This window comes from Trichococcus collinsii, assembly GCF_900107505.1.
Lineage (GTDB): Bacteria > Bacillota > Bacilli > Lactobacillales > Aerococcaceae > Trichococcus > Trichococcus collinsii.
The window spans coordinates 414,926-437,811 of record NZ_FNQH01000002.1 but is presented as its reverse complement, the minus strand read 5'-3'; the positions used below and the strand labels follow the sequence as shown (position 1 = coordinate 437,811).

The 22,886-nt window shown below is 46.2% G+C and carries 22 protein-coding genes; 20 read left to right on the top strand and 2 right to left on the bottom strand.

Annotation, left to right across the window (positions count from 1 at the left end):
- Positions 1 to 71 precede the first annotated feature (71 nt).
- From BLV66_RS06430 to purR, 9 genes are all read left to right on the top strand, one after another.
- A complete protein-coding gene (locus BLV66_RS06430) occupies positions 72 to 854 on the top strand; it encodes a TatD family hydrolase (RefSeq protein WP_086987292.1) in 783 nt (260 codons plus the stop codon).
- Positions 851 to 1,450 carry a ribonuclease M5 gene (gene rnmV, locus BLV66_RS06425; protein ID WP_086987293.1) on the top strand — a complete coding sequence of 200 codons (600 nt, stop codon included), beginning with the start codon at positions 851 to 853 and terminating at the stop codon, positions 1,448 to 1,450. Before BLV66_RS06430 ends, rnmV begins: the two co-directional genes overlap by 4 nt.
- On the top strand, positions 1,447 to 2,346 hold the full coding sequence (gene rsmA / locus BLV66_RS06420) for a 16S rRNA (adenine(1518)-N(6)/adenine(1519)-N(6))-dimethyltransferase RsmA (protein WP_086987294.1): 900 nt from the start codon (positions 1,447 to 1,449) through the stop codon (positions 2,344 to 2,346). The genes rnmV and rsmA overlap by 4 nt, the downstream gene beginning before the upstream one ends.
- Positions 2,347 to 2,610: 264 nt before the next feature.
- Complete coding sequence (locus BLV66_RS06415) at positions 2,611 to 2,868, top strand: Veg family protein (protein ID WP_086987295.1); 258 nt, start codon at positions 2,611 to 2,613, stop codon at positions 2,866 to 2,868.
- 240 nt (positions 2,869 to 3,108) lie between these two features.
- Positions 3,109 to 3,969: a 4-(cytidine 5'-diphospho)-2-C-methyl-D-erythritol kinase gene (gene ispE, locus BLV66_RS06410; protein ID WP_086987296.1), complete on the top strand. Its 861-nt coding sequence runs from the start codon at positions 3,109 to 3,111 to the stop codon at positions 3,967 to 3,969.
- A 145-nt stretch (positions 3,970 to 4,114) separates the two neighbouring features.
- Entirely contained in the window at positions 4,115 to 5,062 is a 948-nt protein-coding gene (locus BLV66_RS06405; RefSeq protein WP_086987297.1) for a metal ABC transporter solute-binding protein, Zn/Mn family, read from the top strand.
- 18 nt (positions 5,063 to 5,080) lie between these two features.
- Positions 5,081 to 5,788, top strand: a complete 708-nt coding sequence (locus BLV66_RS06400; RefSeq protein WP_086987298.1) for a metal ABC transporter ATP-binding protein — start codon at positions 5,081 to 5,083, stop codon at positions 5,786 to 5,788.
- Positions 5,734 to 6,543: a metal ABC transporter permease gene (locus tag BLV66_RS06395; RefSeq protein WP_086987299.1), complete on the top strand. Its 810-nt coding sequence runs from the start codon at positions 5,734 to 5,736 to the stop codon at positions 6,541 to 6,543. The genes BLV66_RS06400 and BLV66_RS06395 overlap by 55 nt, the downstream gene beginning before the upstream one ends.
- Before the next feature lie 158 nt (positions 6,544 to 6,701).
- Positions 6,702 to 7,529 carry a pur operon repressor gene (gene purR, locus BLV66_RS06390; protein ID WP_086987300.1) on the top strand — a complete coding sequence of 276 codons (828 nt, stop codon included), beginning with the start codon at positions 6,702 to 6,704 and terminating at the stop codon, positions 7,527 to 7,529.
- A 105-nt stretch (positions 7,530 to 7,634) separates the two neighbouring features.
- Here the strand turns inward: purR and BLV66_RS06385 are convergent, their stop codons facing one another.
- On the bottom strand, positions 7,635 to 8,168 hold the full coding sequence (locus BLV66_RS06385; RefSeq protein WP_086987301.1) for a cupin domain-containing protein: 534 nt from the start codon (positions 8,166 to 8,168) through the stop codon (positions 7,635 to 7,637).
- Positions 8,169 to 8,374: 206 nt separating this feature from the next.
- Between BLV66_RS06385 and glmU the strand changes: the two genes are divergently transcribed.
- The gene (gene glmU, locus BLV66_RS06380; protein ID WP_086987302.1) at positions 8,375 to 9,751 is read left to right on the top strand and encodes a bifunctional UDP-N-acetylglucosamine diphosphorylase/glucosamine-1-phosphate N-acetyltransferase GlmU; all 1,377 of its coding nucleotides are present in this window, start codon (positions 8,375 to 8,377) and stop codon (positions 9,749 to 9,751) included.
- Positions 9,752 to 9,847: 96 nt separating this feature from the next.
- A complete protein-coding gene (locus BLV66_RS06375) occupies positions 9,848 to 10,828 on the top strand; it encodes a ribose-phosphate diphosphokinase (protein WP_086987303.1) in 981 nt (326 codons plus the stop codon).
- 241 nt (positions 10,829 to 11,069) lie between these two features.
- Here the strand turns inward: BLV66_RS06375 and BLV66_RS06370 are convergent, their stop codons facing one another.
- Positions 11,070 to 12,047, bottom strand: a complete 978-nt coding sequence (locus BLV66_RS06370; RefSeq protein ID WP_086987304.1) for an L-lactate dehydrogenase — start codon at positions 12,045 to 12,047, stop codon at positions 11,070 to 11,072.
- 382 nt (positions 12,048 to 12,429) lie between these two features.
- On the opposite strand from BLV66_RS06370, the gene pth reads away from it, so the two are divergent.
- From pth to hpt, 9 genes are all read left to right on the top strand, one after another.
- Positions 12,430 to 12,999: an aminoacyl-tRNA hydrolase gene (gene pth, locus BLV66_RS06365; protein WP_086987305.1), complete on the top strand. Its 570-nt coding sequence runs from the start codon at positions 12,430 to 12,432 to the stop codon at positions 12,997 to 12,999.
- Positions 13,000 to 13,113: 114 nt separating this feature from the next.
- Complete coding sequence (mfd, locus tag BLV66_RS06360) at positions 13,114 to 16,650, top strand: transcription-repair coupling factor (RefSeq protein ID WP_086987306.1); 3,537 nt, start codon at positions 13,114 to 13,116, stop codon at positions 16,648 to 16,650.
- Positions 16,640 to 18,262, top strand: a complete 1,623-nt coding sequence (locus tag BLV66_RS06355; protein ID WP_086987307.1) for a putative polysaccharide biosynthesis protein — start codon at positions 16,640 to 16,642, stop codon at positions 18,260 to 18,262. Before mfd ends, BLV66_RS06355 begins: the two co-directional genes overlap by 11 nt.
- Positions 18,263 to 18,287: 25 nt before the next feature.
- Positions 18,288 to 19,346 carry a MazG nucleotide pyrophosphohydrolase domain-containing protein gene (locus BLV66_RS06350; RefSeq protein ID WP_086987308.1) on the top strand — a complete coding sequence of 353 codons (1,059 nt, stop codon included), beginning with the start codon at positions 18,288 to 18,290 and terminating at the stop codon, positions 19,344 to 19,346.
- Positions 19,333 to 19,611 (top strand): RNA-binding S4 domain-containing protein, encoded by a 279-nt coding sequence (locus BLV66_RS06345; RefSeq protein WP_086987309.1) that lies wholly within the window; start codon positions 19,333 to 19,335, stop codon positions 19,609 to 19,611. The genes BLV66_RS06350 and BLV66_RS06345 overlap by 14 nt, the downstream gene beginning before the upstream one ends.
- A 107-nt stretch (positions 19,612 to 19,718) precedes the next feature.
- Positions 19,719 to 20,153 (top strand): FtsB family cell division protein, encoded by a 435-nt coding sequence (locus BLV66_RS06340; protein ID WP_245826737.1) that lies wholly within the window; start codon positions 19,719 to 19,721, stop codon positions 20,151 to 20,153.
- 87 nt (positions 20,154 to 20,240) lie between these two features.
- Positions 20,241 to 20,720, top strand: coding sequence for a S1 domain-containing RNA-binding protein (locus BLV66_RS06335; RefSeq protein WP_086987310.1), 480 nt, complete (start codon positions 20,241 to 20,243; stop codon positions 20,718 to 20,720).
- An 89-nt stretch (positions 20,721 to 20,809) separates the two neighbouring features.
- Positions 20,810 to 22,207 carry a tRNA lysidine(34) synthetase TilS gene (gene tilS, locus BLV66_RS06330; RefSeq protein WP_176974155.1) on the top strand — a complete coding sequence of 466 codons (1,398 nt, stop codon included), beginning with the start codon at positions 20,810 to 20,812 and terminating at the stop codon, positions 22,205 to 22,207.
- An 18-nt stretch (positions 22,208 to 22,225) separates the two neighbouring features.
- Positions 22,226 to 22,765, top strand: a complete 540-nt coding sequence (hpt, locus tag BLV66_RS06325; RefSeq protein ID WP_086987312.1) for a hypoxanthine phosphoribosyltransferase — start codon at positions 22,226 to 22,228, stop codon at positions 22,763 to 22,765.
- Positions 22,766 to 22,886: the final 121 nt, after the last annotated feature.

The window sequence follows — 22,886 nt, the reverse complement described above, 5'->3', positions numbered from 1 at the left end:
CCTTTGTCCATTTTAGATGCAGAAGAATCAGGGCAGGCAAAGGTCTTCCCGCAGGAACCGGAAAGGAATCTATGAATAAACTATTATTTGATACACACACGCATCTGAATGTGGACGCTTTTGCGGAGGATGCGGATGCGGCCATCGAAAGGGCCCATGAAGCCGGTGTCGGAAGATTCGCTGTAGTGGGATTCGATGCGGACACAATAAAAAAATCGCTCGAGTTGAGCGCAAAATATCCTGAAATCTACAGCATCATCGGCTGGCACCCTACCGAAGCAGCGACCTATACTGCGGCAGTGGAAGACAGTTTGATGGCACTGCTTGAAGAAAAAAAAGTTGTTGCTATGGGAGAGATGGGACTGGACTATCACTGGGACACAGCACCGCGTGACGTTCAAGCGAAAGTGTTCAGAAGACAAATCGCAATCGCAAAAGAATTGGAACTGCCGATCAGTATCCATATGCGTGATGCCATCGAGGATACGTACCGCATTCTGAAGGAAGAGGATGTGCGCGACATCGGCGGCATCATGCATAGTTTCAGCGGTGACGTGGACTACATGAAGAAGTTTTTGGATTTGGGCATGCACATTTCAATCAGCGGCGTCGTCACCTTCAAAAAGGCGACTGAAGTCCATGAAGTGGCCAAAGCTGTGCCGATAGAGAGGCTTTTGGTCGAAACTGATGCGCCGTATCTGGCGCCCGTTCCTTTCCGCGGAAAGCGAAATGAGCCGGCCTATGTTCGCTATGTAGCCGAAAAGATCGCAGAACTACGCGGCCAGACATTCGAACAGATCGCGCTGCAGACAACCAATAACGCAAATACATTATTCGGGTTGGATGACAGATGAAAATAGAAGAGATCATCGTGGTCGAGGGGAAAGATGATACCAGACGGATCAAGTTGGCGGTGGAGGCTGATACGATCGAAACGAACGGATCGGCAATCAATGAAGAGACGCTGCAGCTGATTGCCCATGCGCAAGCGACCCGGGGCGTGATCGTCTTCACCGATCCGGATTATCCGGGCGGGAAGATCCGGGCAACGATTGTGGAACGGGTCCCTGGTGTCAAGCATGCGTTTTTGCGTAAGGATGACGCGCAATCCCCGAAAGGTGGAAGCCTCGGAATTGAGCATGCTTCGCCGGAAGTCATCAGGGAAGCGCTGAAGAATATCTACACGCAAAGGCATGCGGAAACGAGCGATATCGACAGGGAATTTCTGGATGAATGGCACTTAGTCGGACATGCTGACTCAGGCCGTTACCGGGAGTTGCTGGGCGATTCGCTCGGTATCGGCCATACGAACGGGAAACAGTTGTTGAAACGCCTACGCATGTTTCAATTAGAAAAAGAAGCTGTTAACACAGCAATGACTGCCATTTTGAAAGAACTGGCTGAAAAGGATAGCCTGACCGCTTTGCGGCAGGGGGAGGAAAATAAATGAGTGGATTAGAATACCATAAGGATATAGCAACACCAAGCAGAACGAACGCCATCTTAAAAAAATACCATTTGACAATGAAGAAGAGCCTAGGCCAAAACTTTTTGGTGGATCCAAATATATTGACGAAGATGGTTGCTGCAGCCGGTATAGATGAAAACACTAATGTCATCGAGATTGGACCCGGTATCGGAGCCTTGACGGAACGACTTGCCAGAGAAGCCAAAAAAGTAGTGGCGTTTGAAGTGGACAGACGTTTGGCGCCGATTCTGAAGACGGAACTTGCGGAATACGATAATATCGAAATTATTTTTCAGGATATTCTGGAGGCAAATGTTCCGCAAGTCATCGAAGAGCATTTTGAACCGGCTGACCGCTTGGTGGTAGCAGCGAATCTTCCTTACTATATCACGACGCCAATCATCATGAATTTCATAGAGACTGATTTACCGATCGATACGTTTGTGATGATGATGCAAAAAGAAGTCGCGCAGCGTATGACAGCCAAGCCTGGAACGAAAGCATTCGGTTCATTGACGATTGCGATCGACTACTATACCGAAGCCGAGATTGCTTTCATCGTTCCGAAAACTGTTTTTGTGCCGCAACCGAATGTCGATTCGGCAATCCTGAAACTGCAGCGCAGAGCAGAGCCTAAAGTCAAGGTTACCGATGAGGCGTTCTTCTTTGATTTGGTGCGCGCCGGTTTCAATCAACGCAGAAAAACGCTCTGGAACAATCTGCAATCCCGCTACGGCAAAACGGAAGAGATCAAGGCGGCTTTGACAGCTGGACTTGAAGAAGCCGGCATTGAGCCTTCAAAACGAGGAGAAGCCCTGAGTATCGAACAATTTGCGGACTTGGCGAATGCCTTGGTCAAATATTTGGACGTTCAATAATCTATCAAAAGATGCCCTGATATTTTCGCGTACTGAAGCACCATCGATACGGATACATCACTTTCCGAATCCCATTGCGAAGGGAAGAGGAAGCATCCGGGGTGTAATTTTCCGACCAGCAGTTTTACTAAAAAAAAGTAAAAAAAGTTGATAAGATTTCTTTGAAAATTTATTCGTTTCATAGTTGCGCGCATACGTCCTCTGTGATATGCTTGTAAATTAAATTTATCTGTGTTATACTGTGAATCAGTGAGGTGAAACAGAATGCCGGATAATTTGAGTCAGATTAAAGAACAACTGGAATGTCACTTAGGGCAGAAAGTTATGCTGACTGCGCAAGCAGGACGCAAACGCAAGACAGAACGAAAAGGTATTTTACGGGAAACGTATCATGCTGTATTTGTGGTTGATCTAGACCAAAACGAAAATGCATTTGAACGTGTATCATACAGTTATGCAGATGTTTTAACCGAAGCTGTAGAGATTTTATTTTACGATGAAGAAAAATGCTTGTACGCTTAAATTATGTAAGAACTTATTCCAAATAAATCAAACAGACACCGAAATGTCTGTTTTTTTTTATGGAAAAAATCGTTTGCGACAGGTCGAACAGATTGCGGGAAAAAACGGTTCTGGGAATCAATTCAGACAATAATGACACTTCAGAAAGTAATTCTTGTCTATTGACATATATTTCTTTTAAAAACGGCACGCTTAAGCTAGTATTGTAAGTATAAGAACAGTGGAGAGGAGCGTGGAGCGATGGAATGGATTGAACGTGCACCGGCAAAAATAAATTTGGCATTAGATGTATTGTATAAGCGGGATGACCTTTATCATGAACTCGAAATGGTGATGGCTTCAGTCGACCTCGCGGACCATCTTACGTTTACTCCTCTCGAAAAAGATGAAATCAGAATCTACACGAATAAAGTATTTTTGCCGGTGGATACGCGAAATCATGTCTATCAAGCAGTGAAGCTTCTCAAAGACCGTTGCGGGATAAAGAAGGGGATCAAAATCGAAATCGACAAGAAAATCCCTGTTGCTGCCGGATTGGGTGGCGGCAGCACGGATGCCGCTGCAGCTTTGCGTGCGCTGAACAAGATCTGGGACCTGAAGCTTTCTGTGGAAGAGCTGATTGCGATTGGCAACCAAGTAGGCTCTGATGTTCCCTACAGCATAGTGGGGGGCACAGCCTTCGTATCAGGTCGAGGGGAAATCGTCCGCAAATTGCGGCCGATGCCATCCTGTTGGGTGATTTTGGCGAAACCGCGTCTGAGCGTCTCAACGAAGACGATTTTTCGGCTGTTGGCTGTCGAGCAATTGCAGCACAAACCGACTTCCCGCATCGTCGCGCAAGCCATCGAGGAGGGCGACTACGAGCGGATGTGCCAGAACGTTGGCAATGCATTGGAACAAGTGACCTTCAATAAGCATCCGGAACTGCGACAATTGAAGGACAGGATGGAGAAGTACGGCCTTGACGGCGTGACGATGAGCGGTAGCGGCCCGACCATTATCGGATTCAGCAGAAACACGTCGCGCATCAAAAGAGCCTACAACAGTTTGCGAGGATTCTGTGAAGAAGTTTATATGGTCCGACTGCTGAATGAAGAATGATTAGAAAACCGTGAACCCCTCTGAAGGGTTTGCGGTTTTTGCTTGTGAAATGGAAGCGGAATGGTTGACTCGTTGCATCCAATTGTGATAAAGTGTCTATCGGGACTTAAACAGTAATCATTACGTTTTGGAGGAATAATATATTATGCTAAATAGATTGAAATTAACAGGCATTTTGTCTGCAACAGCCCTTGTTCTGGTTGGTTGTGGGGCGAGCGGAAGCGATGAAGCAGCCGTTTCTGAGGATGGGATAAAGGTTGTTACAACCTTCTATCCGATGTACGATTTTGCGACAAACGTGGTAGGCGACAATGGCGAAGTTTCCGTTTTGCTGGATGCCGGACAAGAATCGCATGGCTACGAGCCGACACCGCAGGATATCGCGGCGATCGCTGACGCGGATGTGTTCGTCTACAACAGCGATGAAATGGAAACGTGGGTACCCAGCGTGCTGGAATCCATTGAATCGAGCGATGTGATCGTCGTCGAAGCAGCCGAGAATATCACACTTTTTGAATTGGAAGAGGCTGCCGAAGAAGAGCATAGTGATGATGAAGGCGAAGATGCCCACAGCCTCGATCCACATGTCTGGTTGGATCCGGTGTATGCGAAAGAGGAAGTCACCGCCATTTTGGCCGGAGTCCTTGAGGCGGATGAAGCCAATAAAGAGAGTTATGAAGCAAATGCAGCTGCCTTTACTGAAAAATTGTCGGAACTGGATGCGGCTTATCAGGCTGCCTTTGAGACTGCCGAAAACCGCACATTCGTCGTCCAGCACGCTGCTTTTGGCTATATCGCCCGCCGTTACGAACTGACTGAAGTGGCGGTCTCCGACGTGTCATCCGATGCGGAACCGAATCCTGCCAAACTGGCTGAACTGCAGCAATTTATGATCGATAATCAGATTACTACCGTATATTATTCGGACAGCGCCTCGTCAAAAACAGCGCAAACTTTGGCTGAAGCAACAGGTGCCTCTCTGGAAGTGCTTAGTCCGCTTGAAGGGATAACTGATGAAGACCAGGAAGCGGGTAAAGATTACCTGAGTGTGATGGAAGAAAATTTGACAGCTTTGAAAAAAGTGATTCAGTAACAGAAGAGAGGGATTCAAGTGGAATATATCGATGTACAGCATCTGTCGTTCTATTACGATGATGAACCTGTCCTGCAGGATATCACATTCCAGGTGCACGAAGGAGAATTCGTCATCCTTACGGGCGAAAACGGCGCGGCGAAATCGACCTTATTGAAAAGTATACTGGGGCTTTTGAGTCCCCGGGAGGGTAGCGCGACAATTTCGAAGGTGAACTATCGTGGGGAAAAGCTGACAATCGGTTATGCACCACAGCAGATTTCGTCGTTCAATATCGGCTTTCCTAGTAGGGTGCTTGAGTTTGTGGAGTCTGGCAGATACCAAAAAGGCAAATGGTTCAAAAAATTGGATGAAGAAGATCATATCCATGTAAAAAAAGCTTTGGAATCCGTGGGCATGTGGGAAATGCGCAACAAAAAGATTGGTGAACTTTCCGGTGGACAAAAACAACGCATTGCCTTGGCCCGTATTTTTGCAACAGATCCGGACTTGTTTGTGCTCGATGAGCCTACAACCGGAATGGATAAGGAATCACGCGAGCGATTCTATCGCTTGCTGAAACACAATTCACAAGTCCACAAAAAAGCAATCATCATGGTTACGCATGAGCACGAAGATATCAAAGAGTTCATGGATACCCATATTCAGTTGGTCAGAAAGGAGGATTCGCCGTGGAGATGTTTCTCTATGGATTTATGCAAAGAGCCTTCCAAGCATCAACATTGATCGCAATCATGGCACCCATTTTAGGCCTGCTGCTGATTTTGCGCCGGCAATCATTGATGGCGGACACGCTGTCGCATGTTTCCTTGGCCGGAGTTGCTTTAGGGATGCTTCTTAACATTAATCCGACGCTCACCACATTAGCAATCGTCATTTTGGCAGCAATCGGAATCGAATATTTACGCGTCATCTTCAAAGGCTATTCGGAAATATCCATCGCGATTCTGATGGCTACGGGAATGGCAGTGGCATTGGTGCTGATGAGCTTCGTATCGGGGAAGCAGAACGCCAGTGTCGAACAGTATCTGTTCGGATCAATCATCACCATAAATGACGAGCAAATCCTTATTTTGTTGGCTTTGGCAATCATTGTCGTGCTGTTGTATCTGGTTTTCCGTAAACCGTTATATGTTTTGACCTTTGATGAAGACACGGCCCATACAGCGGGGCTGCCCGTCCGTATGATGTCGCTGATGGTTTCTGTGATCACAGGGGTTGCTATCAGCGTGGTGATGCCGATTACTGGGTCACTGTTGGTTTCTTCAATCATGATTCTGCCGGCAGCCATCTCGATGAGACTGGTGCATACCTTTAACGGTGTCATCCTGCTTGGGATAGGCATCGGTTTGACGGGAATGTACGGTGGACTGTTCGCATCCTACCAATACGGGACGCCTCCCGGAGCCACCATCACTTTGGTTTTCGTGGCCATGTTCATTTTGACGAGCATTTATAAGGTTATCGCTGAAAAGAAGTAGAATCTTAACAATAAGATATATGGACAAGAGCAGAACGTTGCTCTTGTTTTTTTTGCTAAAATTCGATTAAAAACGAACAATCGACAATTAAAAGCTTCCATTTTTCAGAAATCAACTATATAATAGGGAAAAGAACGCAATATGAGGAGAGATTTAGATTGAAAATAAAGCGCAGTGAACGGTTGGTCGATATGACCCGTTACTTACTAGAAAGACCACATCGGTTGATTTCATTAACCTATTTCGCTAAACGTTATGAATCAGCGAAATCATCCATCAGTGAAGACTTATCCATCATCAAGAAAACATTTGAAGATCGGGGAACAGGGATTGTTGAAACGCTGCCGGGTGCAGCAGGTGGCGTCAAATATATTCCAACAATCACCAAAGAAAATGCCCGCGAAATTATAGAAGAAATGTGCGAAATCATGAACAGCAAAGATCGCCTTCTGCCAGGTGGATATGTTTATCTTTCCGACATGCTCGGCAATCCGGAAATCCTGCAGAAAATTGGCCGTGTCATCGCGGCTCAATACGTCGATAAAAAAGTGGATGCAGTCATGACTGTCGCCACTAAAGGGGTTCCTATCGCGCAAGCGGTCGCCACTTATCTGAATGTGCCGTTCGTCATCGTGCGTCGTGATTCAAAAATTACCGAAGGATCCACAGTGAGCATCAATTACGTTTCAGGTTCATCCGATCGTGTTGAAAAAATGGAACTATCCAAGCGCAGTTTGCCGCGCGGTTCAAAAGTTCTCATCGTCGATGACTTCCTGAAAGGCGGCGGCACCATCAACGGTATGCGCAGCATGATTTCCGAATTCGAATCGGAGACAGTCGGCGTGACGGTATTCGCTGAAGCTGGCTACAATTCCAAACGTGAAGTGTTCGATTATACGTCACTGATCCGCGTAAACAATATCGACCTGAAAGATCATTCTATCAGCGTGGGCTTGGGTAATTATTTCGATCCAAGCACCGATTGATCATAAGCATGAAAAAAGAGCTAGACCCTTAACGCAAGTTTAAGGCCTGGCTCTTTGGCGTGGAAAAGAAATACGCGCACTTCTACCAGTGGAACCAGTAGTAATTTACACATGTTCAGTCCTGAAAGAATCCGCTGGCAGTTTTTTGTAGGCCAGTTTTTCCAGAATTTCCCCTGAATCAGGGTAGACTTTGAGTAATGCATCATAAGGCAGCAACTCAAAATCCCGGTAATCGAACCCTGGGGAAACCATGCAACTTACGAGCGCGTAGTCTCCTGGTGGTCCTTCGATGCTGCTTCCGAAGATGACCCCTTTCGGAACCGTAAATTGGAAAAGTTCGCTTTTTTCGGGATGTCGTCCCAGTTTAACCGCCTCATACCGGCCGTCGGGATGCAATAAATGGATCGTCAAGGTGCTGCCTTCATGGAAATACCATGCCTCATCGGATTTTAAACGGTGAAAATGCGATGGGTTATCTGCAGTCAACAAAAAAAGAATATTGCTGTAGAGATAACGTTCTCGCTGATCTTCGGTGACGATCAGTTCGGGCGAATGTCCGGTTTCACGAAAATAGCCGCCTTCCGCATGTGGCTGAAGTAACAGTTCGTGTATCCAAAATGACGCAGTCGGTTTTATCATTAAAATCAATCCTTTCGATGTGTCTTTCTGTCTACAAGTATATCCAAAATACCGGTCAATAAGAAACAATGTATCCGTATTCTTCGTATTTCCATTAGAAAATGAAAAGAAGTCGGTATTTATGCACGACATCATATTGAAAAAAGCACGTTTTTAGGCTAAGATAATTTAGTTGAAGGAATAAAATGAAAAGATAGGAGTTGCTTATGGCTAATCGTTTTGCAATCATACTGGCCGCTGGTCAAGGAACGCGCATGAAAAGTAAGCTTTATAAAGTACTGCATGCAGTTTGCGGAAAACCAATGGTAGAGCATGTCGTGGATCAAGTAGAGGCTGCTGGAATTGAGAAGGTAGTGACAATTGTAGGGCACGGTGCGGATACTGTTAAAGGATGCTTGGGTAATCGTTCGGAATATGTATTGCAGGCGCAACAATTGGGAACAGGCCACGCTGTCCTGCAAGCGCAAGCTGTGCTGGAGAACGAAGAGGGCACTACTTTGGTCATCTGTGGAGATACACCGCTCCTGACTGCAGACACGTTGGAATCCTTGCTGCAATACCATGAAGAGAAAAAAGCGAAAGCAACTATCCTGACAGCGCATGCTGCTGATCCAACAGGCTATGGCCGCATCATCAGAAATGCGTCAGATAATGTAGAAAAAATTGTGGAACAAAAAGACGCTTCTCCGGAAGAAGTGCTTGTGCAGGAAATCAATACCGGTACGTATGCTTTCGATAACAAGTTTTTGTTTGCCGCGCTGCAATCAGTAGGCAACAACAATGCGCAAGGCGAGTACTACTTGCCGGATGTCATCGAAATCCTGAAGAACCAAGGCGAAATCGTGACGGCTTATCAGATGAGCGACATGGGAGAAGCTTTGGGTGTGAATGATCGTGTGGCTTTGGCGGAAGCTTCCGTATACATGAAGAGACGCATCAATGAAAAACATATGCGCAATGGCGTTACCTTGATCGACCCGGATAGTACTTACATCGAATCTGATGTGATTATCGGAAGCGATACAGTAATTGAACCAAACGTTTTCCTGAAAGGGAAAACGATCATCGGTGAAGATTGTTTCATCGGATCAGGCTCAGAACTGAGCCATACAACAATTGGTGACCGTGTCCAGATCAGAAGTTCAAATCTGGAGGACTCCGTGATGGAATCGGACAGCAACATCGGCCCGTTCAGCCACTTGAGACCGAACAGCCATATCGGAAAACGCGTCCATATCGGAAATTTTGTGGAAGTGAAGAATGCGATATTGAATGAGGACACAAAAGTCGGACACTTGACGTATGTGGGAGATGCGGATCTCGGTAAAAACATCAACGTCGGTTGTGGTACTGTATTCGTGAATTATGACGGCAAACACAAACACCGTTCCAGCATTGGTGACAACACGTTCATCGGCTGCAACGTGAACATTGTGGCACCTGTCAACGTCGAGGCTAATACATTCCTGGCTGCTGGTTCGACCATCACAAAAGATGTGCCTGAAGGTGCGATGGGCATCGCCCGCAGCCGCCAGGAGAACAAACCCGGCTATTGGGAAAAATTACCGCCAGCCAAAAAATAAAGCAAAACCTTATACATGTATGGTAGAATGATGTTGAAAATATAATATCAGTATGTGTTTAATTTGGTAAAAACAAAAGATTAACGGAGGATTATCATGACAGAACATTACAAAGATCCAAAACTTAAGATTTTTTCCTTAAGTTCAAATCGCCCTTTGGCTGAGAAAATTGCGGCTGACGTTGGTGTGGAGTTAGGGACCCTTTCTTCATCTCAATTCAGCGACGGTGAAATCAAGATCAACATCGACGAAAGTATCCGCGGTTGCCACGTTTACGTCATCCAATCGACAAGTTCTCCGGTAAACGACCACTTGATGGAACTTTTGATCATGATCGATGCTTTGAAGCGCGCAAGTGCCAAGACAATCAACATCGTGTTGCCTTATTATGGTTATGCACGCCAAGATCGCAAAGCCCAATCACGTGAACCAATCACAGCAAAATTGGTGGCGAATATGATCACAAATGCCGGTGCTGACAGATTGTTGACACTTGATATGCATGCTCCTCAAATCCAAGGTTTCTTCGATATCCCAGTTGATCATTTGTTGGGTGCTCCGTTATTGGCAAGTTACTTCCTGGATCATGAAGTTTTGCGTGATGACGTGGTCGTTGTTTCACCTGATCACGGCGGCGTGACAAGAGCCCGCAAACTGGCTGAATTCATCAAAGCGCCGATCGCCATCATCGACAAGAGAAGACCGAAAGCGAACGTTGCCGAAGTCATGAACATCATCGGTAATGTCGAAGGCAAAAAATGTATCTTGATTGACGACATGATCGATACTGCCGGCACAATCACATTGGCTGCACAAGCATTGCAAGATGCCGGCGCATTGGATGTCTATGCTTGCTGCACACATGCTGTACTGTCAGGTCCAGCCATGGACCGCATCAATAACTCCGTAATCAAAGAATTGATCGTTACTGATTCGATCAATATTCCTGCTGACAAAGTCAGCGACAAGATTGTAATGGTATCCGTGTCACAATTGATCGCTGAAGCAATCAAACGTATCCACGAAAACCGCTCAGTAAGCCCGTTGTTCCAAGAAAAATTTGTAATCATCGAATAAGAATCTGATGATTCAAAAAAGTCCTCCATTGGAGGGCTTTTTTGTTTTGGGCTGCTGGGGTGGCGGGGTGTCATGGGTAGATCGGAAGTGGCCGAATCAGGCCGGAAAAGATGAATAACTCGAAAGAATTCATGTTTTCGAGCCCCCCGACCCTCAAACCCCACATCACCGAAACCCGCAACAAAACAAAAAACACCTGTCGCCCTAAAAGGGACTGACGGGTGTTTGAGGTTGAATACGATTATTTTGCGTCTGCTTCCAGGCTGGCGAATCCTTCTTCCAACACTTTTTTCAATGTGTTAGCGGATAGATCCATTTTTTCCTGTTCTGCATCAGATAAAGGAATTTCGATGATGTTGCGGATACCGGAACGGTTGATGACTGCCGGAACGCCGATAAAGATATCTTTGTGTTCATATTCTCCATCCAAATAGACGGATAAAGGCATGATCGCATTTTCATCATTCAGGATCGCTTTTGTGATACGGGCTAATGCTACAGCGATACCGTAGAAAGTCGCTCCTTTTTTCTCGATGATTTCATATGCAGCGTCGCGCACTTTGAAGAAGACGTCGACTAAAGCTTTTTCATCGACAGCAGAAGTTTGTTTCACCCATTCATAAATCTGTAGGCCACCAACGTTAGCATGGGACCAGACAGGGAATTCCGTGTCGCCGTGTTCCCCTAAGATATAGGCATGAACATTACGGGTATCGACACCTACAAGCGCAGCGATGCTTTGGCGGAAGCGAGCACTGTCCAGAGAAGTACCGGAACCGATGACGCGGTTAGCAGGAAGTCCTGAGAATTTCCAAGTTGCATAAGTGAGGACATCCACTGGATTGGATGCTACCAAGAAAATGCCGTCGAAACCGCTAGCCATGATTTCTCCGATGATTGACTTGAAGATACGTAAGTTCTTGCTTACTAAATCGAGACGTGTTTCACCAGGTTTTTGAGCAGCTCCTGCAGTCAATACAACGATATCAGCGTCGTGGCAATCTGCGTATGATGCTGCATAGATTTTCTTAGGTGAGGTATAAGCTAGAGCATGGGAAAGATCGATGGCGTCTCCCTCTGTTTTCGCTTTGTTGATATCAATGATACCCAACTCATGACCAATATTTTGTGTAACCAATGCAAACGCATAACTTGATCCCACAGCGCCGTCACCGACTAAAATAATTTTTTGTCCTGTATTTCCACTCAATTCTGCCATTATAATGCTCCTCTCGCTATTTGCTGATTCTATTATAACACTAAACAAAGGTGATTACTCTTTGGGCCTATCCCACTCGGCAAAGATTTTCAGAACCAGCGATGATTGCGCGAAAGTGATAGACAGTGAACAACCCGTGAAATATTATATAAAAATATTATAAAATAAAACGTTGTTGTTTTCAATGGGTAATTGCGATTTTGTTCACAATATTTTTTGCGGGTCCCAATTCGATTTCTTACGAATATCCGATGATTGTGGTATACTGTTCAAAAGCAAACTGTGCGGATTACATCCGTGCGGCCTTTTTTGGCGTAAAAGGGAAGCATGCGCTTGTTCTCTTGCGAACGTAACTACGACTGGAAACAATAGGGGAAAATAAATGAAAATGATTGTTGGATTAGGAAACCCAGGTCCTAAGTATACCGATACGAAGCACAATGTCGGCTTTATGGCTTTGGATGAATGGGCTTTTCAGAATAAAGAGAAATATAATAAAAATAAATTTGAAGCGTTATATATAGAAACGACCGTAAACGGTGAAAAAGTTTTATTCGTCAAACCGCTGACTTTCATGAATGATTCGGGAAGAGCGGTAAGGCCGCTGATGGATTACTACAGCATCCCGATCGAAGATTTGGTTGTCGTCTATGATGATATGGATATGCCGGTAGGCAAAATAAGACTTCGCCAAAAGGGTGGTGCTGGCGGACATAACGGCATCAAAAGTTTGATACAGCACTTAGGGACACAGGATTTCAACCGGATCCGCATAGGGGTCGGAAGACCTCAACATAATATGACGGTCATTCAGCACGTGCTGAGCCCGTTTCCGAAAAATGAACATGCCGAAATGTTGCACTCAGTAAAAGAAAGTGTGGATGCAATCGACCATTTCATCAAAGGGAACAATTTTTTGGAGACAATGAATCAATTCAATAAAAAAGGTTAGGTTCAGCTTCAGCTGGACCTCTTTTGTGTCTGCCGCACAACCTGCATAGGGTGAATCAAGATGAAAGCGATAACCTTTTTTCTGCAGAACATACAATGAACGAGGAGAATATTCATGAAAGAAATAGAAAAATATTTAAAAAGAACAAAAAATATACAAACAGTTTTGTCGGAAATCAATGCAGAGTTGCCGCAATTGGTAGCTGGGCTTTCAGGATCAGGCCGCAATCTGTTGACGAGTATCCTGTTCGAAGAATTGCAGAAGCCGGTCATCGTCTTGACCCCCAATTTGCTCCAAGCAACCCAAGTGTATGAGGACATCAGCCAACTGGCACCGGACGTTCCCATCCAAATCTTTCCTGTTGAGGAATCGGTCGCTGCGGAATTGGCGTTTTCATCACCTGAATACCGCAGCCAACGGGTCGAAACATTGGATTTTCTGAAGAGCGGCAAAAAGGGGATTGTAGTGATTCCAGCTGCCGGATTCAAAAAAATCCTCTCTCCGGCTTCAATCTGGGAAACGCATTGCCTTGACTTTTCCATTGGCATGGAGTTGGATCTGGACACCCTGCCTGAAAAATTGGTTGCAATGGGCTATACCCGTGAACGGATGGTTGCCAGCCCGGGTGAGTTCAGCATACGCGGAGGCATCATCGACATCTATGCCTTGAACGAGGAGAACCCCTTGCGATTGGAACTCTTCGATACTGAAATCGATACATTGCGCTATTTTGATGCCTACACGCAAAAATCCAGCGAATCTATCGAAACTGTCCGAATCTTGCCGGCGCATGACACAATTTTCACGAAAGAAGAGATAGCGAAGCAAGCAAGCGCTGTAGAGAAAAAGGCTGAAAAAGCCATCAAAGGCATCAAAAATCAAGAGGTCAAAGAAAGCATGACGCGTGTATTCTCCGAGCTGACAGATAATATGAAGCGTGGTGAACTATCGAGGGATGCGCAATTGTATACAAGTTTGGTCTATCCAGAACAGCCTACGGTTTTGGACTACATTGCTGAAGATGCACTGCTGATTGTGGATGATTACAGCCGCATCCTTGAAGTCGAAAGGACAATCGAAAGTGAGTCCTCGGAATGGAAGTTGGCCAAAGTGTCGGAAGGCGTGTGCCTGCCTTCACAGGATTTCAGTGCCGATATCCGCGACGTAATCAAAAAATCCAAACAGCATCGGATTTATTACGCTCTGTTTCACAGAGGATTCGGCAATATGCGGTTCCATGGAGTCTATCCTTTCCAATACCGCACATTGAACAATTTCTTCAGTCAGATGCCGCAAGTCAAGTTGGAAATGGAGCGTTGGCTCAAGCAGCATATGACGGTATTTGTCATGGTCCCTTCCCTGGAACGTGCTGAAAAGGTGCAACGGATATTTGCGGATTTCGGCATCCATAGCTACATCAGAGGAAGCGATCCGTTTATTCCCGAAAAAGTGAATATCCTGATTGGCGGAATGGCGAACGGATTTGAATTACCGCAGGAAAAAGTCGTGTTCGTCACTGAAAAGGAACTCTTCAACAAAGTCACGAAGAAGCAACCGCGCCGCCAGAAAATGACAAATGCGGAGAGGTTGAAGAGTTATACAGAACTGAATCCTGGTGATTATGTTGTCCACGTGAATCACGGAATAGGTCTCTACACAGGCATGGAAACCATCGAAGTCGGCGGTGTCCACCAAGATTATATGTCGATCGCATACCAGGAAGGCGCTAAATTATTCATTCCTGTAACACAAATCCATTTGATTCAAAAATATGTGTCTTCCGATGCCAAAACGCCCAAAATGCATAAGCTGGGCGGAACTGAATGGGCGAAAACGAAAAAGAAAGTCGCCTCGAAAATCGAAGATATCGCCGATGAATTGATCGAACTATACGCCAACAGGGAATCTGAAAAGGGCTACGTCTATCAACCGGATACGCCGGAGCAGCTTGAATTCGAAAATGCCTTCCCTTATACCGAAACCGACGATCAACTGCGAAGTACCGCTGAAATCAAGGCGGACATGGAGAACATCAAACCGATGGATCGCTTGCTGGTCGGTGATGTCGGATACGGAAAAACGGAAGTGGCGATGCGTGCCATCTTCAAGGCGGTGCAGGAAGGAAAGCAAGCTGCATTCCTTGTTCCTACGACCATCTTGGCGCAACAGCACTATGAATCGTTGACGCAACGATTTGAAGAGTACCCATTTGAGATCGGTTTGCTGAGCCGTTTCCGCACAAAAAAACAGCAAGAGGAAACATTGGCGGGGATCCGGAAAGGCACGGTCGATATCGTCATCGGTACGCACCGGATTTTATCGAAGGACGTCGTGTTCGCTGACTTAGGATTGCTGGTGGTCGACGAAGAGCAACGTTTCGGTGTGAAGCACAAAGAACGTTTAAAACAGATGAAAGCCTCTGTGGACGTTTTGACGTTGACCGCAACGCCAATACCGCGGACCCTCCATATGTCGATGCTGGGGGTCAGGGATCTCTCTGTCATCGAAACACCGCCTGCCAACCGCTATCCGGTTCAGACATATGTTATGGAACAGAACAACGGAGCCGTCCGGGATGCAATCGAAAGGGAAATGGCCCGCGGAGGTCAAGCATTCTATCTCTACAATCGGGTGGAAACAATCGAGAAGAAAGCCGAAGAGATCCGCGAGCTCGTTCCTGATGTTCGTGTCGCTGTGGCGCATGGCCAGATGACCGAAGTTCAGCTCGAAAATGTCATCATGGATTTTATTGAAGGCCGCTACGATGTGCTTGTAACCACAACCATCATAGAAACGGGTGTGGATATCCCGAATGTCAACACACTCTTCATAGAAAATGCCGATCGGATGGGATTGTCGCAGCTTTACCAGCTACGCGGACGTGTCGGCAGAACGAATCGAATTGCCTATGCCTACTTAATGTATCAGCCGAACAAAATGCTGACGGAAGTCAGTGAGAAAAGATTGCAGTCCATCAAGGAATTCACGGAATTGGGCGCAGGTTTTAAAATTGCCATGCGTGACTTGTCAATCCGTGGAGCCGGGAACCTTTTGGGTGCGCAACAACACGGCTTCATAGACTCGGTCGGGTTCGATCTGTACTCCGAGATGTTGGGAGAGGCAGTTGCGGCCAAACGAGGCCTGAAAGCGAAAACGAAGCGTTCCATCGTTGAAATCGACTTGAGCATCGACGCGTACATACCTGCCGATTATATAGAGGATGAGCGCCAAAAAATCGACTTCTACAAACGAATCCAACGAATCGATGGCGTTGAAGATCATGATGAAATCGAAACGGATTTGATCGATCGCTTCGGTGATTATCCGCAAGAGGTATCCGATTTGTTGGAGGTCGGTCTGATCAAAAATTACGCCGAGAAGAGCCAGATCGAAACGATCAAACGCCAAGGAGAGACGATCGTCATCACCTTCTCACAGGAAGCGACCGTTCGCCTGCAGGGACCGGCTGTGTTTGAAGCGCTCAGCAAAATCCCGTTGAAGGCCCAGGTCAATTTGAATAATGCCAAATTGGTTGTCAGTCTGGTCATCGGGAAATTACCGAACCGCCAATGGCTGAATCATCTCAATGCATTCGTCAAAGCCTGCGTCGCCGAAACAAACGAAACAGCGGGAGAAACAGATGGAAAATAATCGCTTGAAGCAGATGATGAAGGGTGCGCTGTTGCTTTCTTTAGCTGCTTTCATCAGCAAGATACTCAGTGCAGTCTATCGGGTGCCGTTCCAGAATATGGTGGGAAACACAGGCTTTTACGTTTATCAGCAAGTTTATCCTATCTATGGTATCGGTATGACGTTCGCTTTATCGGGCTTTCCGGTATTTCTTTCGAAGATGATTGCGGAAACGCCAGATAGCGGGACCCGCAAAATGATGTTGAAGCGCAGCCTGGTCATACTTGGCGTCTTCGGGTTTATCCTGTTCATGGGTATTTATGGCTTTTCCGGGCGACTGGCGCTACTGATGGGGGATCCGGACTTGAAGCCGATTTTGCAATCGGTATCCTGGATGTTTTTGTGGATGCCCATACTGGCGACGTTGCGGGGGTACTTCCAAGGCAGTTACCGCATGGAGCCGACTGCGATTTCGCAGGTGGCGGAGCAACTGGTGCGGGTCGGGGCGATCCTTTTCGCTGCTTATCTGTACACGAAAACACAAGGTGACCTTTATGCGATGGGCGCAAATGCCATGAGCGGCGCGACTGTTGGTGCAGTGCTGGCTAGCCTGATTCTGTTGGTTGCCTATTACAAAGAAAGACGAAATCATGATTCGACACCACTTAATGATCGACAGTCAAAACAAGAGGCGCCCGCCATACAATGGCGAAGCCTAGTCCGACGCTATGCGACTGAAGGGGCGACGATTTGCCTGCTCAGCGCGATTCTGGTGCTGTTCCAACTCATCGATTCATTTACGCTCTATAACGGCTTGCTAGATGGCGGCATAGCCAGCGAACTGGCAAAAAATGTCAAGGGTATCTATGACCGGGGCCAACCGCTAGTGCAGTTGGGCATGGTTGTGGGAACCGGATTTTCGGCCAGCTTCATTCCAATGATGAGCCAAGCGCATGCGCAAGGACGCCAGGGCGAATTCACCCGATCCGCCGTCTCGTTGCTGCGGATGACAAGTGTTTTTTCGGCTGCCGCGGTGACGGGACTGCTGGCTATTTTGCCGAACGTCAACAATATGCTTTTCGGAGACCGTGAAGGCATCGCAGTTTTGTCCGTATATATTTTGGCTATTTTTGCGGCTTCAATCATGACCGCCTATCATTCCATTTTGCAAAGTCTGGGTCAATACAAGATTTCCTTGGTTGCCTTGGCAGCTGGTCTTGGGGTCAAGTTCTTCGGTAATCTGCTGTTGGTGGAATCGTTGGGGACAATGGGAGCAAGCATCGCTTTGATAGCCGGTCTGGGCGCCATGCTGCTAGTGCTTTCGCTGAACAGTGAACGTGCCCTGCGGGAAGTCTGGTTTACGGATCGGTTTTTCCTCAAACTTATGGCCGGCTGTGTGGTCCTTTTTATCACGGTAGATGCGTTGCGGATCGGTTTGGAAGGGTATGTCTTTACGGACGGAGGTCGGCTTACGGATTCCGTGATAGCATCTGTGACGGTTTGTGCTGGTGTAGCGGTGTTCTTATGGTATATTCTAAAAGTGAGGCTCTTTACTTTACGAGAGTGGATAAGCATTCCGTTCGGGAAAAAACTGCTGCGTAAATTGCCGGATAAAACGAGCGACTTAAAATAGAAAAAAGTTACAGAAGGAGAAATGTATGGGTAAAATTCAAATAATGGGGCTTGGGGCTGGCGATTTGGAACAACTGCCTTATGGCGTATACAGTCGCTTGCTGGCAGCTGAATTCGTCCATCTGCGGACCAAAGAGCATCCGGTGGTTGAGAATCTGAAGGCTGCAGGCGTGCAGTTTGAAAGTTTTGATCACATATATGAATCGAAGGATAATTTTGATGATGTATACCGTCAGATAGCAGATTATTTATTGGAAAAAGCAAAGGTGCAAAATCTGATTTATGCTGTTCCGGGACATCCATTGGTTGCGGAGGATTCCGTTAAGCATTTGCTGCAGAACGAGGCGGGGATCGAAGTGGAAATCGTCGGTGGGAAGAGTTTCATCGATGACTTCTTTCAGGCTGTGGCCATCGATCCGATCGAGGGCTTCCAGTTGTTGGATGGTTTGTCCTTCCACCAGGACCAGCTGAGCTTAGGTAGTCACCTGATCATCATGCAAGTTTTCAATGAATTCGTCGCAAGCGATGTGAAATTGAAGCTGATGGAGAAATATCCGGATGAGCATCAAGTAGCTTTGGTCGATGCGGCAGGGACCAAGATGCAGAAAGTGACTTGGTGCCCGCTGTACGAGATGGACAGACTTGAGGGTGTGCATAACCTGCTTTCTTTGTATGTTCCGCCGCTTGATACAGATGAACGCACGAAAAGCTTTGAGTTGACCCAGGCTTACATGGATGCCATCGTAGAAAAAGATGTTTGGGTACAATCTCAGACCCACGAAAGTCTGTTGCCCTATCTGAAGGAAGAATGCGAAGAAGTGGCGGAAGCAATCCAGAACGATGATATTGATAATCTGATCGAAGAGTTGGGCGATATTCTGCTCCAAGTTTTCTATCACGCCTCTTTTGGCGAACGAGAAGGCTTTTTTACGATGGAAGATATCCTGGAAACATTGAACAAAAAATTGCGCAGACGCCATCCGCATGTTTTTGACGGGGTGAAGGCTGATACGATCGAAGATATCGATATGATGTGGCAAGCAATAAAAGCAAAAGAAAAGGGGAATTCCGATGAGACTAGATAAATTTTTAAAAGTATCCCGCTTGATCAAACGCAGATCAGTGGCTAAAGAAGTGGCGGACAAGGGGCGCATCCTGATCAACGGCAAGCAAGCTAAGTCGAGTTCGACTGTCAAAGAGGGAGATGAAATGACGCTGCAATTCGGGAACAAAACCGTCGTCGTGCGCGTCGACAAAATCGTGGAAACGACCAAAAAGGATGAAGCGCAGGAAATGTATACCCTCATCAGCGAAACGGTTGCACCCAGACCTGAAGAAAATCGCTTCTGATGATGCGAAAGGCCATGGACAATCCGCGCTGTTTCTTCTATACTTTTACATGAGTAAAACTATTCGGAGATAATGTGGATGTGGAAGTTTTCAAGGAGGCGATCGGGGTGAAGGAAAAGACGAAGAAAACGACAGCTGACAACGTTACCGTGATGCAAAATGATTTTACTAAGGCGCAACACAGTCAGAAACGTATATTTCAGAGGGAAAAGAAAGCCCATATGAGAAGATTGTCCCTGATTTTTTTCTTCGGCGCTGCCCTGATTTTGCCTTGCCTGTGGAAAACAGTCGGGAACTGGCTGGAAATCCGTAATCTCGATGCTGCCATTGCTTTGGCCCAAACAGAGAAAAAGCAGGCTAAGGACGAAAATACGCAATTGACTTATGAAGTAAAATTGTTGCAGGATGATGAATACATCGCCAAATTGGCGCGCGGTAAATATTACTTGAGTAAAGATGGTGAAATCATCTTCAGTTTGCCTGAAGATAATCAGACAAAAATGGCCGAGAAACAAGAGAATGCGGCAGATTCGGATTCATGAATCTATTGATGAATAAAGATTCTATTTTTTTCTGCAAAATCCGTGTTATAATTAGCTGAGCAAAAATGAAGGAGGAACTTTTTTTTTATGTCAATTGAAGTTGGGAATAAAGTATCAGGAAAAGTTACAGGGATTACAAATTTTGGTGCATTCATTGATTTAGGTAGCGGTAAGACAGGATTAGTTCATATTAGTGAAATTTCTGATACTTTTGTAAAGGAAATAAAGGATGTTTTGAAGGTTGGCGATGAAGTGATCGTAAAGGTTATGTCCATTGCCGATGATGGGAAGATTGGCCTATCCATCCGTAAAGCTGTGGACAAGCCAGCAGGGGAAGTTACCAGACCCCAACGAGAAAGTAGACCTTATCAAAAAAGTACAACTCCTCGTCCAGAAGGTTCTTTTTCCAAAGGCAGAAAAGATTTCTCAGCCCATCAGGATAAAGGTCTTAAAAACGACTTCGACTCGTTGATGAGCAGCTTCTTGAAGGATAGCGAAGACCGTCTGACTTCCATCAAGCGCAATACGGAAGGCAAACGTGGCGGCCGTGGCGGCAGACGTGGATAGAAAATAGTGATTTCTAGAGGATGGGCAAAAGGGAAACCGATTGTCGCACCCTCTTTTTTGCTTTACTTAGGAAAGAGAGCAGGGATGTTATGCAGGAATATATTCTGCGTCTATGCAAAGAGTTGGAACGCCAGCAACTTTGGAATAAGGAAAGCCGTTTGCTTTTAGCGGTATCAGGCGGCGCGGATTCCATGGCTTTGCTGGGGCTAGTCCAGCAGCTGCCGTCGGAATGGCAACCGCAGTTCGCGGTGGTGCATGTCCACCATCATCTCAGGGAAGAGTCAGATGAGGAATTCCGGATGGTCCAAGACTACTGTCAAAATAAAGGGATACCATTTTTTTCGGAACACTGGTCCGAAGAAAGCCACCCGAGGTCGAGCTTGGAAATGGCAGCAAGAGAATTTCGCTATGCCTTCTTTGCGGATATGATGGAAAAATGGTCAGCGACGCACTTGGCGACAGCTCACCATGCCGATGATCAGTTGGAGACGATTTTGATGCGTCTGGTGAGGGGGAGTACGCTGAAAGGTATCTCCGGAATCTCAATGACGCGCACGTTTGGCTCAGGGCAACTCGTCCGCCCACTACTGGCGTTTCAAAAAGACGAACTCTATCAAATTTGCGGAATTGCTGGAATTCCTTATCGAGAAGATAGCACCAATTCAGAGCTGACTTTTACGCGCAACAGATACCGGAACAGCATCATTCCGCTTCTGAAGGCAGAAAACAACCAAGCATCCAAGCATTTCAGCGATTTTTCGGAAGATCTGCAGGATGTATTAACTGTCGTTCAACCTCTTGTAGTCCAGTCGTTTCGTTCACTGTTCACAAAGGTTGAAGCGGACTGGGTATTGGATCTGGTCGCATGGCAAATGTGTGACGGTTCCTTGCAACGACTCGTGCTCAGTCATTTTGTGACGGAGCAACTGATACCGGCAGGCCAAGACTTCCGCAGGAGCCAGCTGACTGCCATCATGCATCTTATCGAAAACCAGTCTCCCCAAAAGCAAATATCTTTGGCGGGAGGGTGGCAGGCCAGAAAAAGGTATGATAAACTTACTTTCTTATCCCCTGATTCAGTCAGGATCGATTTTTCTGATTTTTGTGAGGTATTGGAGCTAAATAAATGGGTAACCTTGCCTTCTCATGGTAGAATAGGATTATTTCATAACGATAATGCGGTTTCAAAAGAACTGTTGTTGGAGGCTCTGAGCGTTGGAATCACTGAAGAATCGGCGCTGCTGCCTTTTAGGGTGCGTTCCCGGCATTCGGGCGACAAGATAGTTTTAAACAAAAATCAGCCCTTCACAAAAAAAGTGAGCCGGCTATTTGTGGATAAAAAAATTCCGGATGAAGAAAGACGAAAAGCCTGTATCGTCACTGATGACGAGGGACGTATTTTATGGGTGCCGGGCTATGCCCAGTCCGTCTGGTTGTCCGAGAATGACAGTGAACAAACGCGTTACAGATTGATTTACATTAAATAAATTTTTGAGGTGAAAGAAATGTTGCATCCTGATATCAAGGAAGTATTATACAGTGAAGAAGAAATCAGCGCAGTAGTCAAAGACTTGGGCGCACAATTGACGGAAGAATATGAAGGGAAAAATCCGTTAGTGATCGGTGTACTTAAAGGTGCCGTCATGTTCATGACCGACTTGTCGCGCGCGATGGCCTGCGATCTGGAATTGGATTTCATGGACGTTTCCAGTTACGGAGCCGGAATGGAATCGAGTGGAGATGTGAAGATCCTGAAAGATCTGGATACGACCGTGGACGGCCGCGACCTGTTGATCGTGGAGGACATCATCGACACCGGGCGGACGTTAAGTTACCTGATTGAAATATTCAAATACCGTAAAGCCAAATCCATAAAAGTGGTTACTTTGATGGACAAAAAAGAACGCCGCGTCGTGGATTTGGAAGCGGATTACATTGGTATCAACGTTCCAAATGAGTTTGTCGTCGGATACGGATTGGACTTCAATGAAAAGTACCGCAACCTCCCTTATATCGGGGTTTTAAAAACCGAAGTTTATGAGTAAAATCATTCGTTAAAATTGGTCAGATATGATATGATTAGTGAGATACCAGTATATTGTACAAACAAAAAAGATGAGACGTAAGATAAAGTCTGCGAAGAACGATATCTGACGAGGAGGTTCT